Origin of the sequence: Azohydromonas sediminis (assembly GCF_003574675.1) — a bacterium.
Taxonomy (GTDB): Bacteria; Pseudomonadota; Gammaproteobacteria; order Burkholderiales; family Burkholderiaceae_C; genus Calidifontimicrobium; species Calidifontimicrobium sediminis.
On sequence record NZ_QOAZ01000002.1, the window covers coordinates 96,303 to 111,951 of the forward strand.

Below are 15,649 nucleotides of genomic sequence, written 5' to 3' on the forward strand. Positions count from 1 at the left end.
TCGCGCGTCGTCGCGCCGCGGCAGCAAGCCCTCAGGCGTCGAGCATCGCCTCGACCAGCATCCCGGCACGCAGCACCGTCGCGCTGCCGTGGCGGTCGGCAGCACGACCGTGGCGCGCGACGACATCGGCGCACTGTCGCTGCAGGGCCAAGAGGTCGTGCGCGCCCTGCGCGGCCCAGCGGCCACCAAGCCAGCCGGCGAGCACGTCGCCGGTGCCGGCGGTGGCCAGCGCCGCGTTGCCGCTGCGGTTGACCCACGGCGAGCACGCCGGCGCGGCCGTCACGGTGCCCGATCCCTTGAGCACGACGACGGCCCCCTCGGCGTCGGCGAGCGCCTGGGCCGCGGCGAGCCGGTCGGCCTGCACGTCGGCCGCGCTGCGCCCGAGCAGGCGCCCGGCTTCGAGCGGATGCGGGGTCAGCACCGTGGCCGCGCCGCGGTCGCTGCGCGCGCGCAGCAGCGCGCGCAGCGACGCGTCGGCGGCGATCGCGTTGAGCGCGTCGGCGTCGAGCACGAGCCGCGGCGCCGCGCCCAGCAGCGTCGGCAGCGCGGCGCGCACGGCATCCCCGCCGCCGCAGCCACAGACGACGGTGGCTGTGCGCAGCAGCGGCACGTGCTCGGTCCACACGCGTTCACGGCCCATCAGCTCGGGGTGCGCCGCATGCCAGTGCGGCGCCGTCGCATCGAGCAGGCTGACGTAGACCCGCCCGGCGCCAGCGGCGAGCGCGGCGCGTGCCGCGAGCCACGCGGCGCCGACCATGCCCGGTGCGCCGCCGACGACGACGACGTCGCCGAAGCTGCCCTTGTGCTGCGCGTGGCGGCGCGGTGGTGTGGGCCCGTCGTCGCCCGTGAGCCAGGCGGAGGGGGGCTCGGCGACGTCGGGCTCGTCGAGGTCGGCGAGCCACACGCGACCGGCGAAGTCGCGTCCGTGCGCCGTGAACAGCCCCGGCTTGAGCGTCAGCATCGTCACGGTGTCCGTCGCGACGACGGCCGCACCGGGCGCGACGCCGCGGTCGGCGTCGAGGCCCGAGGGCAGGTCGACGGCCAGCCGCGGTGCCGCGACGCGGTTGAACGCGGCAATCGCTTGCGCGAGCGCACCCTCGGGCGCGCGCGACAGGCCGAGGCCCAGCAGCGCGTCGATCGCGAGGTCGCACGCCGGCGGCTCGGCCGGCGCACCGTCGGTGACGTCGGCGCCGGCGGCGAGCGCGCGCGCCAGGGCTTCGCCGGCGTCACGCCCGAGGCGCGCGCGCTCGGCCACGAGGTGCACGTTCGCCTGCAACCCGGCGGCCTGCAGCCGCGCGGCGGCTTCCAGCCCGTCGGCGCCGTTGTTGCCGGGGCCGGCCATGATCCACACGCGCCGTGCGTGCGGCTGCAGCGCCAGCGCGAGCTTGGCCACCGCGAGTCCGGCGCGGCGCACGAGGGTGCCTGGCGGCACGCGCGCCAGGGCGGCGCGCTCGATGCGGCGTGTGGCGGCGGTGTCGAACAGCGGCCGCGAGGCGGGATCGGCGTCGATCAATCTGAGCATGGACGGCAGGCTACCGGAGCGGCAGCGCCCGCACAAGGCGAGACACGCGCCGACGCCGCGCGCGTGGCAGCCGGCGGTTCAGCGGCGGGTCAAGCCGCCGGCTGGGCCGCTGCGGCGACGGCAGCACGCGCGGCGGCCCGGTAGCGCGCCAGGCCGAGCCCGTCGGTGTCGATCGCGCATTCGCGGCCGGCGATCAGGTCGGCGACGACGCGCGCACTGCCGCACGCCAGCGCCCAGCCGCTCGAGCCGTGGCCGGCGTTGAGCCACACGCCGGGCAGGCCGCTCGCGCCGAGCAGCGGCGCACCGTCGGGCATCATCGGTCGTGCGCCTTTCCAGCGTTGGGCCTGCGCGGTCTGCGCGGCACCGGGGAACCAGTCGTCGAGCACCTTGTGCAGCGTCGCGAAAGGCTGCGGGCGCAGCTGCTCGAGGCTGCCGCCGAGCTCTGCGCCGCCGGCCACCCGCACGCGCTGCCCGAGGCGGCTGATCGCCACCTTGAACGTTTCGTCCATCAGCGCCGCGCGCGGGGCGCCCAGCGCCTGCGCATCGAGGTCGCGCAGCGGCGCCGTGATCGAGTAGCCGTAGACGGGCGCCATCGGCAGTCGGGCGCCGTGCGGTCGCAGCAACGGCAGCGTGCCCAGCGCCGAGCACAGCACGACGGCGTCGACGTCGAGCGCATGCGGCGGTGCGGCGACGCCGTCTTGCGGCGCAACGCGTCGCAGCGTCAGCTGCGGGCGCGCGCCGGGCGTCACGGCCAGCACCTCGCAGCCGAAATGCCACTGCACGCCACGGCGCTGCGCGACCTGCTTGACCGCGTGCGCGAACTGGCGGCAGTTGCCGACGCCGTCGTCGGGCAGGTGGATGCCGCCCGCCAGCGGCGTGTCGCCATTCAAGCCGGGCTCGACGCGCCGGCAGCCGGCGGCATCGAGGCACTCGTGGCGGGCACCGACCTCGCGCAGCAGGGCGAGACCGGGCTGCGCACGCTCGACGTCGCGCGGCGTGCGCAGCAGCACGAGGTAGCCGCGTGCACGCTCGTAGTCGAGGCCGAGTTCGTCGGTCAGCGCGTCGAGTCGTTCACGGCTGTAGGCGGCCAGCCGGTGCAGCCGGGCGCGGTTGACCGCGTAACGCGCGGGTGCGCACTCGCGCCACCATCGCCACAGCCAGCGGGCGAGGGCGGCGTCGGGCCAGCCAGCGAAACGCACCGCCGCGTGGCGGCCGAAGAGGTGACGCAGGACTTTGGCCGGCATGCCGGGCGCCGCCCACGGCGCGACGTAGCCGGGCGCGACGACGCCGGCGTTGGCGAAGCTGCCCTCGCTGGCGACGCTGGTGCGGCGCTCGAACACGGCGACCTCGTGGCCGTCGCGGGCAAGCTCGTACGCCGTCGTGACGCCGACGATGCCGGCGCCGATCACGGCCACGCGCATCAGCGTCTCCGCGTCGCGCTCGAAGCCCGATGGGGGGCGGCGGGGACGGTCGGGGTGGCGCGGCCGCAAGCGGGCCAAGGCGGAGTGCTATACTTCACAAGTTTGTCTGCGCAGCGTCGTGCTGTGGCGTGAGGGGGTCCGCCGAGGACCGCCGCCGCGTCGGTGCCGTGCAGGCGACGACTCGCGAATCCGGCGACCGACAGGTGTCGCAGCCCGCGTTACGAAGGTAACCAGAGGTTGCGATCAGCGTCGGATTCTAGACCCAACCTTCGGAGCCCCTAATGAACGTCAGCATGCGTGAAATGCTGGAAGCGGGTGTCCATTTCGGACACCAGACGCGCTTCTGGAACCCCAAGATGGCCCCCTACATCTACGGCCATCGCAACAAGATCCACATCATCAACCTCGAGAAGACGCAGCCTCTGTTCGAGGAAGCGTTGAAGTTCGTGCGCCAGCTCGCCGCGCGCCGGGGCACGATCCTGATGGTGGGCACCAAGCGCCAGGCGCGCGACGTGATCGCGCAGGAAGCGCAGCGCTGCGGGATGCCCTACGTCGACCAGCGCTGGCTCGGCGGCATGCTGACCAACTTCAAGACCGTCAAGGGGTCGCTGAAGAAGCTCAAGGACATGCAGGCCCAGGCCGAGGCCGGCACCGAGCAGATGACGAAGAAGGAAAGCCTGCTGTTCCAGCGCGAGCTCGACAAGCTGCTCAAGGACATCGGCGGCATCCAGGACATGAACGCGCTGCCCGATGCGCTGTTCGTCATCGACGTCGGCTACCACAAGATCGCGGTGGCCGAGGCCAAGAAGCTCGGCATCCCGGTGGTGGCGGTCGTCGACACCAACCACTCGCCCGAGGGCATCGACTACGTGATCCCGGGCAACGACGACTCGGCCAAGGCGGTCGCGCTGTACGCGCGGGCCGTGGCCGACGCCGTCCTCGAGGGCAAGGCGCAGGCGACCGCCGAGGTCGTGCAGGCCGTCGCCGGCGGCGACGAGTTCGTCGAGGTCAGCGAAGACGCCTGACGCCGCGCGGGGCGCGCGCGCCCCGTGCCGCCGCACGGTACACCGATGCCGCGGGCCCGCGGGCCCGCGGCCTGCTTTTACTAGGGAGTCACTGGCAATGCCCGCAATCACTGCAAGCATGGTCGCCGAACTGCGCGCCAAGACCGACGCGCCGATGATGGAGTGCAAGAAGGCGCTGACCGAGGCCGACGGCGACATGGCCCGCGCCGAGGAGATCCTGCGCGTCAAGCTCGGCAACAAGGCCGGCAAGGCCGCCTCGCGCGTCACCGCCGAGGGCGTCGTCGCCGCGTCGGTGGCCGGCACGACCGGCGCACTGGTCGAGGTCAACTGTGAGACCGACTTCGTCTCGAAGAACGAGTCGTTCCTCGCGTTCGCGAAGGCCTGCGCCGATCTCGTCGCGCAGCACGCACCGGCCGACGTGGCTGCGCTCGCGGCGCTGCCGCTCGCGCAGGACGGCTTCGGCCCGACGGTCGAAGACGTGCGCAGGGGCCTGATCGGCAAGATCGGCGAGAACATGACGATCCGGCGCTTCAAGCGCTACGCCGGTGGCGGCAAGCTCGCGCACTACCTGCACGGTACGCGCATCGGCGTGATCGTCGAGTTCGACGGTGACGACGTCGCGGCTAAGGACGTCGCGATGCACGTCGCGGCGATGAAGCCGGCGGCGCTGTCGGCGGCCGACGTGCCGGCCGACCTCGTCGACAGGGAACGCCGCATCGCCACCGAGAAGGCCGCCGAGTCGGGCAAGCCCGCCGAGATCGTCGCGAAGATGGTCGAAGGCGCGGTGCAGAAGTTCCTGAAGGAGGTCTCGCTGCTCGACCAGGTCTTCGTCAAGGCCGCCGACGGCAAGCAGACCGTCGGGCAGATGCTCAAGGACAAGAAGACGACGGTCAAGGGCTTCACGCTGTACGTCGTCGGCGAGGGCATCGAGAAGAGGACCGACGATTTCGCGGCCGAAGTCGCGGCGCAGGTCGCTGCGGCCAAGGGCCAGTAAGCCAGCGGTGAGGCGCGCCGCCCTACACTTGCGGGCGGCGTGACTCAGGGAACCCGGTCGATGGCGGCGTACAAGCGCATCCTGCTGAAGTTGTCGGGCGAGGCCCTGATGGGCGACGATGCCTATGGCATCAACCGCGCGACGATCGTGCGCATCGTGCGCGAGGTGCAGGACGTCACGCGGCTGGGCTGCGAGGTCGCCGTCGTGATCGGCGGCGGCAACATCTTCCGCGGCGTGGCCGGCGGCTCGGTCGGCATGGATCGCGCGACCGCCGACTACATGGGCATGCTCGCCACCGTCATGAACTCGCTGGCGCTCGCCGACACGATGCGCCAGGAGGGCATGACGGCGCGCGTGATGAGCGCGATCGCGATCGAACAGGTCGTCGAGCCCTACGTGCGGCCGAAGGCGCTGCAGTACCTCGAGGAGGGCAAGGTCGTCGTCTTCGCCGCCGGCACCGGCAACCCCTTCTTCACGACCGACACCGCTGCGGCGCTGCGTGGTGCCGAGATCGGCGCCGAAATCGTGCTCAAGGCGACGAAGGTCGACGGCGTCTACACCGCCGACCCGGCCAAGGACCCAGCCGCGACGCGCTACGCGCGCATCACCTTCGACGAGGCGATCGTGCGCAACCTGCAAGTGATGGATGCCACGGCCTTCGCGCTGTGCCGCGACCAGAAACTGCCGATCAAGGTGTTCTCGATCTTCAAGCCGGGCGCGCTCAGGCGCGTCGTGCTCGGCGAGGACGAGGGCACGCTGGTGCACGTGTGACGAGAGTGCTTCGATGACCACCCCCGCCGAAATCCGCAAGACGGCCGAGCAGAAGATGGCCAAGTCGCTCGACGCACTGCGCGCCGAGCTGCAGAAGATCCGCACCGGTCGCGCCCACCCGGGACTGCTCGACCAGGTGCACGTCGAGTACTACGGCTCGATGGTGCCGATCAGCCAGGTCGCCAACGTCAGCCTGCTCGACGCCCGCACGATCAGCGTGCAGCCCTGGGAGAAGGGCATGGGCGCGAAGATCGAGAAGGCGATCCGCGAGAGCGACCTCGGGCTGAATCCGTCGTCGCAGGGCGACCTGCTGCGCGTGCCGATGCCCCCGCTGACGGAGGAGCGCCGCCGCGAACTCACCAAGGTCGCGCGTCACGCCGGCGAGGAGGCGAAGGTGGCGGTGCGCAACCTGCGCCGCGATGCCAACGAGCACGCCAAGAAGCTGCTGAAGGACAAGGCGATCAGCGAGGACGAGGAGCGCCGCCTGCTCGACGAGATGCAGCGGCTGACCGATCGCATGGTCGCCGAGATCGACAAGCTGATCGCCGGCAAGGAAGCCGAGATCATGGCGGTCTGAGACGCGCTGCCCTCGTGACCGATCTCAGCACTGCTCCCGCCAACGCCGCGCTGGCGCGCGTGCCGCGGCACGTGGCGATCGTGATGGACGGCAACGGACGCTACGCGCGCCGCCGTCACCTGCCGCGCGTCTTCGGCCACAAGGCCGGCGTCGACACGATGGTGCGCGTCGTGCGTGCGGCGGCCGAGCGCGGCATCGAGTTCCTGACCGTGTTCGCCTTCTCGTCGGAGAACTGGAAGCGTCCCGACGAGGAGGTCGCCGGGCTGATGAACCTGGTGCTGTTCACGGTGCAGAACCATCTCGCCGACCTGGGGCGCGAGGGGGTTCGCGTGCGCGTCGTCGGCGACCGCGGCAACGTGTCGGACAAGGTGCGCGAGGCGATCGACCGCGCCGAGGCGCAGACCGCGCACAACCGGCGCATCACGCTGACGGTGGCGTTCAACTACGGCGGGCGCTGGGACGTCGTGCAGGCCTGCCGCCGCATCGCGGCCGCCGGCATCGACCCCGCGCACATCGACGAGGCGACGATCGCGCGCCACATGGCGCTCAGCCACGCGCCCGACCCCGACCTGTTCATCCGCACCGGCGGCGAGATGAGGCTGAGCAACTTCCTGCTGTGGCAGGCGGCCTATGCCGAGCTGTACTTCAGCGAGCGGCTGTGGCCCGAGTTCGACGCCGACGATCTCGACGCGGCGCTGCGCGAGTACGCCCGGCGTGAGCGGCGCTTCGGCATGGTCCAACCCGAGCCTTCCGAGCTGGTCGCCAACGCCTGATGCTCAAGCAGCGCATCGTCACCGCGGTGGTGCTGCTCGCGCTGCTCGTGCCGGCCCTGCTGGCCGACGATCCGCTGCCGTTCGCGGCGCTGACGCTGCTGCTGATCGCTGCGGCCGGCTGGGAGTGGGCGCGCCTGAACGGCGTCGGCGGCGCCCTGGCGCTGGCCAGCGGCGTGGCGGTGGCGGCCGCCTGCGGTGCGGCAGCGTCGCTCGGCTGGATCGAGCGGGCGCCAACCGCGCTGTGGCTGCTCGGCGCGCTGCTGTGGATCGTCGGGGGCACGTTCGCGCTGCGCGCCGGACCCACCGGCTGGCCGCACCTGCCGCGCGGGCTGCGGTGGGCGTTGGGCTTGTCCGCCCTGTGGCTCGCATGGCTCGCGCTGGCGCAGTCTCGCGCCGTGGGGCTCAACTTCGTGCTGTCGGTGCTGTGCCTGGTGTGGGTCGCCGACGTCGCGGCCTATTTCGGCGGACGTGCGTTCGGTCGCCGCAAGCTGGCACCGACGATCAGCCCCGGCAAGAGCTGGGAAGGCGTCTACAGCGGGGTCGCCGGCGTGCTGCTGCTGGCGTTCGGCTGGCTGTGGCTGGATCGCCACCTGCAGCTCGCGCCCAGCCTGTACACGCGGCTGCAGGATGCCGGTGGCGTCGCCGCCGTCGTCGTCGGCAGCGTCGTGCTCACGGCGATGAGCGTCGTCGGCGACCTGGTCGAATCGCTCGTCAAGCGCGCTGCCGGTGCGAAGGACAGCAGCGGGCTGCTGCCCGGACACGGCGGCGTCCTCGACCGCGTCGACGCGCTGCTGCCGGTGTTCCCGATCGCCCTCGCCGGGCTGGGGCTGGTGCGCGCGTGAGGCGCCGCGCCACCGGCACTGATCGATACTGCGCGCGATGAAGCCGCAACGGTTGTGCATCCTCGGGGCGACCGGTTCGATCGGGCGCAGCACGCTCGACGTCGTCGCGCGCCATCCGCAGCGCTACGAGGTGTTCGCGCTCAGCGCGCAGTCGCGCATCGACGACCTCGCGCAGCAGTGCGTTCGCTTCCGTCCCCGCCATGCCGTGGTCGCCGACGACGCCGGCGCGGTGCGCCTGCGCGAGGCGCTGCGTGCGCACGGCGTCGCCACCGAGGTGCACGTGGGCGCGCGGGCGCTGTGCGAGCTGGCGGCGCACCCGGAAGTCGACGCCGTGATGGCCGCGATCGTCGGCGCGGCCGGACTGCCGTCGTGCCTGGCCGCTGCGCGCGCCGGCAAGCGCCTGCTGCTGGCCAACAAGGAGGCGCTCGTCGTCGGCGGCGCGATGTTCATGGACGCGGTGCGCGCCGGCGGCGCGACGCTGCTGCCGATCGACAGCGAGCACTCGGCGATCTTCCAGTGCCTGCCCGAGGACCGCCGCCGCTGGCCCGAGACGATCGACCACATCGTGCTCACCGCCTCGGGCGGTCCGTTCCGCGCGCGCGACCCGGACAGCCTCGCCGACGTGACGCCCGACGAAGCCTGCGCGCACCCGAACTGGGTCATGGGGCGCAAGATCTCGGTCGACTCGGCGACGATGATGAACAAGGCGCTCGAGGTCATCGAGGCACGCTGGCTGTTCGGCCTCGCGCCCGAGCAGGTGCGCGTCGTCATCCACCCGCAGAGCATCGTCCACTCGATGGTCGTCTGCCGCGACCGCTCGGTGCTCGCGCAGCTGGGCACGCCCGACATGCGCGTGCCGATCGCCGTGGGGCTGGCGCATCCCGAGCGCATCGAGTGCGGCGCCGACGCGCTCGACTTCACGCGCCTCGGTGCGCTGACGTTCGAGGCGCCCGACGCGCGGCGCTTTCCGTCGCTGTTCCTTGCGTGGGACGCGCTGCGCGGCCCCGAGGGCAGCACCGCGGTGCTCAACGCGGCCAACGAGGAGGCGGTGGCCGCCTTCCTCGCCGGCACGATCGCATTCACCGACATCCACCGCATCAATGCCGACGTCGTCGCGCGCGTGCTGCCGGACCTGCCCGCGCAGCCCGGACTCGACGACGTGCTGGCGCTTGACGCGCGTGCGCGCAGCGCGGCGCGGCAGAGGGTGCAGGAGCGCGCGCGATGACGACCGTGCTCGCGTTCCTGCTGACGCTGGGCATCCTGATCGTGATCCACGAGTGGGGTCACTACCGCGCGGCGCGCGCCTGCGGGGTCAAGGTGCTGCGCTTCTCGGTCGGCTTCGGACATGTGCTTTGGCGACGCCAGCGCACCCCCGACGGCACCGAGTTCGTCGTCAGCGCGCTGCCGCTCGGCGGCTACGTGCGCATGCTCGACGAGCGCGAGGGCCCGGTGGCGCCCCACGAGCGCGACCTCGCGTTCAACCGCAAGCCGCTCGCGCAACGCGCGTTCATCGTGGCCGCCGGGCCGGCGGCCAACCTCGTGCTCGCCGTCGTGCTGTACGCCGGCGCGCACTGGATCGGCGTCGACGAGCCGAAGGCCGTGCTGGCGACGCCCCCGGCGGGCAGCGTCGCCGAGCGCGCCGGGCTGCGTGCCGGCGACTGGGTCGTCGAATGGTCGCCCGACGGTGAGGCGTGGTCCCCGGTGCGCTCGCTGACCGACTTGCGCTGGCAGGTCACGCAGGCCACACTGAGCGGGCGCGACCTGCAGCTGCGTGTGACCGATCGCGACGGCCGCGGCATGCGCGTGCTGCGGCTCGATTTGGCCGGCCTCGGCGCGCGCGAGGTCGACGCGACGCTGATGCGCCGCATCGGCCTGGGCACCGCGTTCAGCGAGGCGACGATGGGCGAGGTGCGCCCCGGCGGCCCGGCGGCACGCGCAGGGCTGCAGCCGGGCGACCGCGTGCTGCGTGTCGACGGCGTCGCGATCGCCGATGCGGCGGCACTGCGCGAGCGCATCGTCGCGGCCGTGCGCGACGGGCAGCCGGTGCCGATGACGTGGGAGGTCGAGCGCGCGGGCCGCGTGATCGAGCTGACGGTCACGCCGCGCGTGGCCACCGACGCGAACCCGCCGGCTGGCCGCATCGACGCCTACATCGGCCCGCCGCCGCAGATGGTCAAGGTGCGCTACGGCCCGCTCGACGGCATCGCCGAGGGCGTCACGCGGACCTGGGAGGTCTCGACGCTGACGCTGAAGATGCTCGGCAGCATGCTGATCGGCGAGGCGTCGCTGAAGAATCTGTCGGGCCCGCTGACGATCGCCGACTACGCCGGGCAGTCGGTGACGCAGGGTCTGGCGTACTACCTGGGCTTCCTCGCGCTCGTGAGCGTCAGCCTGGGCGTGCTCAACCTGCTGCCGCTGCCGATGCTCGATGGCGGGCACCTCATGTATTATTTCTACGAGGGCGTGACCGGGCGTCCGGTCTCCGAGGCCTGGCTCGAGCGGCTGCAGCGTGCCGGCGCACTGATCCTGCTGCTGATGATGGCGCTCGCGTTGTCCAACGACGTGGCCCGCTTGCTCGGCCTGCACTGAATTCCCTTCTGCCCGATGCCTTTTCCGATTCCGATGGGCGTGTTGCGCCCGGTGGCCGCCTGTGTCGCGCTGGTGGCCGCCTCTGCCGTCGCGCCCGCGTGGGCCGTCGACCCGTTCGTGCTCAAGGACATCCGCGTCGAGGGCCTGCAGCGCACCGACCCCGGCACCGTGTTCGCGTCGCTGCCATTTCGCGTCGGCGACACCTACGACGACGCCAAGGGGGCCGCGGCGCTGCGCGCGCTGTTCGCCACCGGGCTGTTCAGCGACGTGCGGCTCGAGATCGACGGCGACGTCGTCGTCGTCGTCGTCGAAGAGCGGCCGCTGATCTCGAGCGTGCGCTTCGTCGGCATGAAGGAGTTCGAGACCGACGTCATCACCCGTGCGCTGCGCGATGCCGGCATCGGCGAAGGGCTGCCGTTCGACCGCTCGCTCGTCGACCGCGCCGAGCAGGAGATCAAGCGCCAGTACCTCTCGCGCAGCCTGTACGCGGCCGAGGTAGTCACGACGGTCACGCCGGTCGAGCGCAACCGTGTCAACGTCACGTTCAACGTTGTCGAGGGTGGCGCGGCGCGCATCCGCGAGATCCGCATCGTCGGCAACACCGTGTTCCCCGAGCGCACGCTGCTGGGCCTTTTCGAGCAGACCACCGGTGGCTGGCTGACCTGGTACACCAAGAGCGACCGCTACTCGCGCGCCAAGCTCAATGCCGACCTCGAGACGCTGCGCGCGTACTACACCAACCGCGGCTACCTCGACTTCGCCGTCGAGTCGACGCAGGTCACGATCTCGCCCGACAAGACCGACATCTCGATCACGATCTCGATCCGCGAGGGGCAGCAGTTCTTCGTCACTGGCGTGCGGCTCGAGGGCGACTATCTCGGCAAGGACGACGAATTCAAGTCGCTCGTGCGCGTGACCCCCGGGCAGCCCTACCGTGCGCAGGACGTCGCCGACACGCAGCGTCTGTTCGCCGAGCGCTTCGGCCTGTACGGCTACGCGTTCGCGCGCATCGAGCCGCGCCCCGAGATCGACCGCAACACCGGCCGCGTCGTCGTCGTCTTCGTCGCGCAGCCGCAGCAGCGCGTCTACGTGCGCCGCATCAACGTCGCGGGCAACCTGCGCACGCGCGACGAGGTGATCCGCCGCGAGTTCCGCCAGTTCGAGTCGGCGTGGTACGACGGGGCGCGCATCAAGCTCTCGCGCGACCGCGTCGACCGCCTCGGCTTCTTCACCGAGGTCAGCGTCGACACCGAGGAGGTGCCCGGCGCGCCCGACCAGGTCGACCTGGCGGTCAAGGTCGTCGAAAAGCCCACCGGCAACCTGATGCTGGGTGCCGGCTATTCGAGCGCCGACAAGCTGTCGCTGACGGCGTCGATCAAGCAGGAGAACATCTTCGGCACCGGCAACTACCTCGGCTTCGAGGTCAACACGAGCCGCTTCAATCGCAACTTCGTGTTGTCGAGCGTCAACCCGTACTTCACGGCCGACGGGGTGTCGCGAGCGTTCGACGTGTTCTACCGCACCTCGCGCCCGACGAGAGGCTCGAGCAGCTCGTACAGCCTGGTCACGACGGGCGGCTCGATCCGCTTCGGCGTGCCGTTCTCCGAGTCCGACACCGTCTTCTTCGGCGTCGGGATCGAGAGCACGCAGATCCGCGGCGGCACGTCGCTGCCCAACAGCTGGTACCTGTACCGCGAGGCCTACGGCGACACCAGCCTGACGATTCCGCTGACGCTGGGCTGGGCGCGCGACGGCCGCGACAGCGCGCTGATCCCGACCACCGGCCGCTACACGCGCGTCAACCTCGAGTGGGGCGCGGGCGGTGACACGCGCTACGCGCGCGCGAACCTGCAGGCGCAGCAGTACTTCGCGCTCGGTCTGCGCAACACGCTCGGCCTGAATGCCGAACTGGGCTACGGGGTCTCGCTCGACGACCGCGCGTACCCGTTCTTCAAGAACTACTACGGCGGCGGCCTCGGGTCGGTGCGCGGCTTCGAGCAGGGCTCGCTCGGCCCGGTCGACGTCACCGGCACCTACACCGGCGGACCGAAGCGGCTGAACCTGAATGCCGAGTTCTACACGCCGATGCCCGGCTCGGGTGCGGACAAGACGCTGCGGCTGTTCGGCTTCGTCGACGCCGGCAACGTCTGGGGCGAGGACGAGAAGATCGAGCTGTCGTCGCTGCGCGCGTCGGTCGGTGTCGGCCTGAGCTGGCTGTCACCGGTCGGCCCGCTGAAGCTGAGCTACGGCGTCCCGGTGCGCAAAGAGCGCAACGATACAATTCAGAACTTCCAATTCCAGATCGGGACCGCGTTTTGATGGACACGAGGCAGTGGAAGTCGGTGCTGGCCGCGGTCGTGCTGCTGGCCGCCAGCGCGTTCGCGCAGGCGCAGGAGCTCAAGATCGGCTACGTCGACCTGCAGCGCGTGCTGCGCGACTCGCAGCCCGCGAAGGCCGCGCAGGCCAAGCTCGAAGCCGAGTTCAGCAAGCGCGAGAAGGACCTCGCCGACATGGCCGCCAAGCTCAAGGCGGCCTCCGAGCGCCTGGACCGTGATGCACCGACGCTGGCCGAGAGCGAGCGCAACCGCCGCCAGCGCGAACTCGTCGAGCAGGACCGCGAGTTCCAGCGCAAGCGCCGCGAGTTCCAGGAGGATCTCGCGCAGCGCAAGAACGAGGAGCTGGCGCAGGTGCTCGACCGTGCCAACCGCGCTGTCAGGCAGATCTTCGACCAGGAGAAGTACGACCTCATCCTGCAGGAGGTCGTGTTCGCCGGCCCGCGCGTCGACATCACCCGGCGCGTGATCGACGCGCTGAACAACGGCAAGTGACCGCGGCGACGCTGGGCGAGATCGTCGCCGCGCTCGGCGGCGAGCTGACCGGCGATCCGCAGCAGCGCATCGCGCGCATCGGTCCGCTGGCCGGCGCCGATCGTTCGACGCTGAGCTTCCTCGCGAACCCGCGCTACCGCGCGCAGCTCGCCTCGACGCAGGCCGGCTGCGTGATCGTCAGCCCCGAAGTGCGTGCCGAGGCACGCACCGCGACGATCGCCACCGCCGATCCCTACCTGTACTTCGCGCGCCTGACGCAGTGGTGGGCGCGGCGCACGCGCGTGCCGGCTGCTGCGGGCGTGCACCCGACCGCCGTCGTCGAAGAGGGTGCCCAGGTGCACCCCGATGCGTCGGTCGGCGCGCTGGCCTTCGTCGGGCGCGGCGCACGCGTCGAGGCGGGCGCGGTCATTGGCGCACAGTGCCACGTCGGCGCCGGCGCGGTCATCGGCGAGGGCACGCGGCTCGCGCCGCGGGTCGTCGTCGGCGAGGGCTGCCGCCTCGGGGCGCGCTGCATCGTGCAGCCCGGTGCGGTGATCGGTGGCGACGGCTTCGGCTTCGCGCCGCACGAGGGGCGGTGGGAGAAGATCGAGCAGCTCGGCGCGGTGCGCATCGGCGACGACGTCGAGATCGGCGCCAACACCTGCATCGACCGCGGCGCGCTCGACGACACCGTCATCGAGGACGGCGTCAAGCTCGACAACCTGATCCAGATCGCGCACAACGTGCGCATCGGCGCGCACACTGCGATGGCCGGCTGCGTCGGCATCGCCGGCAGCGCGACGATCGGCGCGCACTGCACGATCGGCGGCGCGGCGATGATCGCCGGCCACCTCGAGATCGCCGACCACGTGCACGTCTCGGCCGGCAGTTTCGTCAGCCGCTCAATCCGCCAGCCGGGTCACTACACCGGCGTGTTTCCGCTCGACGACAATGCGTCCTGGGAGAAGAACGCGGCGACGCTGCGGCAGCTGCACCGGCTGCGCGAGCGCGTGCGTGAGCTCGAGAAGAAGACCGGCTGACGCCGCGTCGCGACACACTGCCGGCCCACCACCATGATGGACATCCACGAGATCCTCAAGAGACTGCCGCACCGCTATCCGTTCGTGATGGTCGACCGCGTGCTCGAGGTCGAGCATGGCAAGCGGCTGCTCGCGCTGAAGAACGTCTCGATCAACGAGCCTTACTTCGTCGGCCACTTCCCGTCGCGGCCGGTGATGCCCGGTGTGCTGATGCTCGAGGCGCTCGCGCAGGCCAGCGCGCTGCTGTCGTTCGACAGCGCCGGCATCGTCGTCGACGAGAAGACGCTGTTCTACTTCGCCGGCATCGACGGTGCGCGCTTCAAGCGCGTCGTCGAGCCCGGCGACCAGCTCTTGCTCGACGTGACGCTCCTGCGCGCGCGCCAGGGCATCTTCAAGTACGCGGCGCAGGCGCGCGTCGGCGACGAGGTCGCGGTCGAGGCCGAGCTGATGTGCACGGTGCGCCGCTCGGAGTGAGTGCGGCGTGGCGCGCGTCCACCCCACCGCGATCGTCGATCCGCACGCCGAGCTCGACGCGTCGGTCGAGGTCGGTGCCTACACGCTGGTCGGCCCGCACGTGCGCATCGGTGCCGACACCACCGTCGGGCCGCACTGCGTGATCGAGGGCCGCACGACGATCGGCCGCGGCAACCGCATCTTCCAGTTCTGCTCGCTCGGCGCGGCACCGCAGGACAAGAAGTACGCCGGCGAGCCGACCGAGCTCGTGATCGGCGACGGCAACACGATCCGCGAGTTCTGCACCTTCAACGTCGGCACCGCGCAGGACGCGGGCGTCACGCGGCTCGGCGACGACAACTGGGTCATGGCCTACGTGCACCTGGCGCACGACTGCCAGGTCGGCAGCCACACGATCCTGGCCAACAATGCGACGCTCGCGGGCCACGTGCACGTCGGCGACTGGGCCATCGTCGGCGGCCTGACCGGCGTGCACCAGTTCTGCAAGATCGGCGCGCACGTGATGGTCGGCTTCGGCAGCGCGGTGTCGCAGGACGTGCCGCCGTTCATGCTCGTCGACGGCAACCCGCTCGCGGTGCGCGGCTTCAACGCCGAGGGCCTGCGCCGGCGCGGCTTCGGCCCCGAGCGCATCGGCGCCGTCAAGCAGATGCACCGGCTGCTGTACCGGCAGGGGCTGACGCTCGAGCAGGCGCGCGAACGCATCGCCGCGCTCGCCGCCGAGGTGCCTGCGGCGGCCGGCGACGTCGCACTGATGCTGGACTTCCTCGCGCGCGCGACGCGCGGCATCGCGCGCTGAGCGCCCCGTGACGGCGAC

At 71.6% G+C, this 15,649-nt stretch carries 15 protein-coding genes; 13 read left to right on the forward strand and 2 right to left on the reverse strand.

The window, feature by feature from the left end; translation table 11 throughout:
* Window positions 1–31: 31 nt before the first annotated feature.
* Together DRV96_RS02000 and DRV96_RS02005 are read right to left on the reverse strand one after the other, a co-directional pair.
* The gene (locus tag DRV96_RS02000) at window positions 32–1,522 is read right to left on the reverse strand and encodes an NAD(P)H-hydrate dehydratase (RefSeq protein WP_119287125.1); all 1,491 of its coding nucleotides are present in this window, start codon (window positions 1,520–1,522) and stop codon (window positions 32–34) included.
* A gap of 89 nt (window positions 1,523–1,611) precedes the next feature.
* Window positions 1,612–2,943, reverse strand: a complete 1,332-nt coding sequence (locus tag DRV96_RS02005) for a D-amino acid dehydrogenase (protein WP_119287128.1) — start codon at window positions 2,941–2,943, stop codon at window positions 1,612–1,614.
* Window positions 2,944–3,224: 281 nt separating this feature from the next.
* On the opposite strand from DRV96_RS02005, the gene rpsB reads away from it, so the two are divergent.
* From rpsB to lpxA, 13 genes are all read left to right on the forward strand, one after another.
* Window positions 3,225–3,968 carry a 30S ribosomal protein S2 gene (gene rpsB, locus DRV96_RS02010; protein ID WP_119287130.1) on the forward strand — a complete coding sequence of 248 codons (744 nt, stop codon included), beginning with the start codon at window positions 3,225–3,227 and terminating at the stop codon, window positions 3,966–3,968.
* 97 nt (window positions 3,969–4,065) lie between these two features.
* Window positions 4,066–4,962, forward strand: a complete 897-nt coding sequence (gene tsf, locus DRV96_RS02015) for a translation elongation factor Ts (protein WP_119287133.1) — start codon at window positions 4,066–4,068, stop codon at window positions 4,960–4,962.
* Between the two features lie 60 nt (window positions 4,963–5,022).
* Window positions 5,023–5,733: a UMP kinase gene (gene pyrH, locus DRV96_RS02020; RefSeq protein ID WP_119287135.1), complete on the forward strand. Its 711-nt coding sequence runs from the start codon at window positions 5,023–5,025 to the stop codon at window positions 5,731–5,733.
* Between the two features lie 13 nt (window positions 5,734–5,746).
* Window positions 5,747–6,310, forward strand: a complete 564-nt coding sequence (gene frr, locus DRV96_RS02025) for a ribosome recycling factor (protein ID WP_119287137.1) — start codon at window positions 5,747–5,749, stop codon at window positions 6,308–6,310.
* A gap of 14 nt (window positions 6,311–6,324) precedes the next feature.
* Window positions 6,325–7,083, forward strand: a complete 759-nt coding sequence (gene uppS, locus DRV96_RS02030; RefSeq protein ID WP_272867951.1) for a polyprenyl diphosphate synthase — start codon at window positions 6,325–6,327, stop codon at window positions 7,081–7,083.
* Window positions 7,083–7,925 carry a phosphatidate cytidylyltransferase gene (locus DRV96_RS02035; protein WP_119287139.1) on the forward strand — a complete coding sequence of 281 codons (843 nt, stop codon included), beginning with the start codon at window positions 7,083–7,085 and terminating at the stop codon, window positions 7,923–7,925. Before uppS ends, DRV96_RS02035 begins: the two co-directional genes overlap by 1 nt.
* A gap of 37 nt (window positions 7,926–7,962) precedes the next feature.
* Window positions 7,963–9,150, forward strand: a complete 1,188-nt coding sequence (gene ispC / locus DRV96_RS02040; protein WP_119287141.1) for a 1-deoxy-D-xylulose-5-phosphate reductoisomerase — start codon at window positions 7,963–7,965, stop codon at window positions 9,148–9,150.
* Complete coding sequence (rseP, locus tag DRV96_RS02045; protein ID WP_119287144.1) at window positions 9,147–10,514, forward strand: RIP metalloprotease RseP; 1,368 nt, start codon at window positions 9,147–9,149, stop codon at window positions 10,512–10,514. Before ispC ends, rseP begins: the two co-directional genes overlap by 4 nt.
* A 33-nt stretch (window positions 10,515–10,547) precedes the next feature.
* Window positions 10,548–12,833, forward strand: coding sequence for an outer membrane protein assembly factor BamA (bamA, locus tag DRV96_RS02050; RefSeq protein WP_235823246.1), 2,286 nt, complete (start codon window positions 10,548–10,550; stop codon window positions 12,831–12,833).
* A complete protein-coding gene (locus tag DRV96_RS02055; RefSeq protein ID WP_119287148.1) occupies window positions 12,833–13,342 on the forward strand; it encodes an OmpH/Skp family outer membrane protein in 510 nt (169 codons plus the stop codon). The genes bamA and DRV96_RS02055 overlap by 1 nt, the downstream gene beginning before the upstream one ends.
* On the forward strand, window positions 13,339–14,361 hold the full coding sequence (gene lpxD / locus DRV96_RS02060) for a UDP-3-O-(3-hydroxymyristoyl)glucosamine N-acyltransferase (RefSeq protein WP_119287150.1): 1,023 nt from the start codon (window positions 13,339–13,341) through the stop codon (window positions 14,359–14,361). The genes DRV96_RS02055 and lpxD overlap by 4 nt, the downstream gene beginning before the upstream one ends.
* Before the next feature lie 33 nt (window positions 14,362–14,394).
* Window positions 14,395–14,835, forward strand: coding sequence for a 3-hydroxyacyl-ACP dehydratase FabZ (gene fabZ, locus DRV96_RS02065; protein ID WP_119287152.1), 441 nt, complete (start codon window positions 14,395–14,397; stop codon window positions 14,833–14,835).
* A 7-nt stretch (window positions 14,836–14,842) separates the two neighbouring features.
* Window positions 14,843–15,631, forward strand: a complete 789-nt coding sequence (lpxA, locus tag DRV96_RS02070) for an acyl-ACP--UDP-N-acetylglucosamine O-acyltransferase (RefSeq protein ID WP_119287154.1) — start codon at window positions 14,843–14,845, stop codon at window positions 15,629–15,631.
* The last annotated feature ends 18 nt before the right edge of the window (window positions 15,632–15,649 follow it).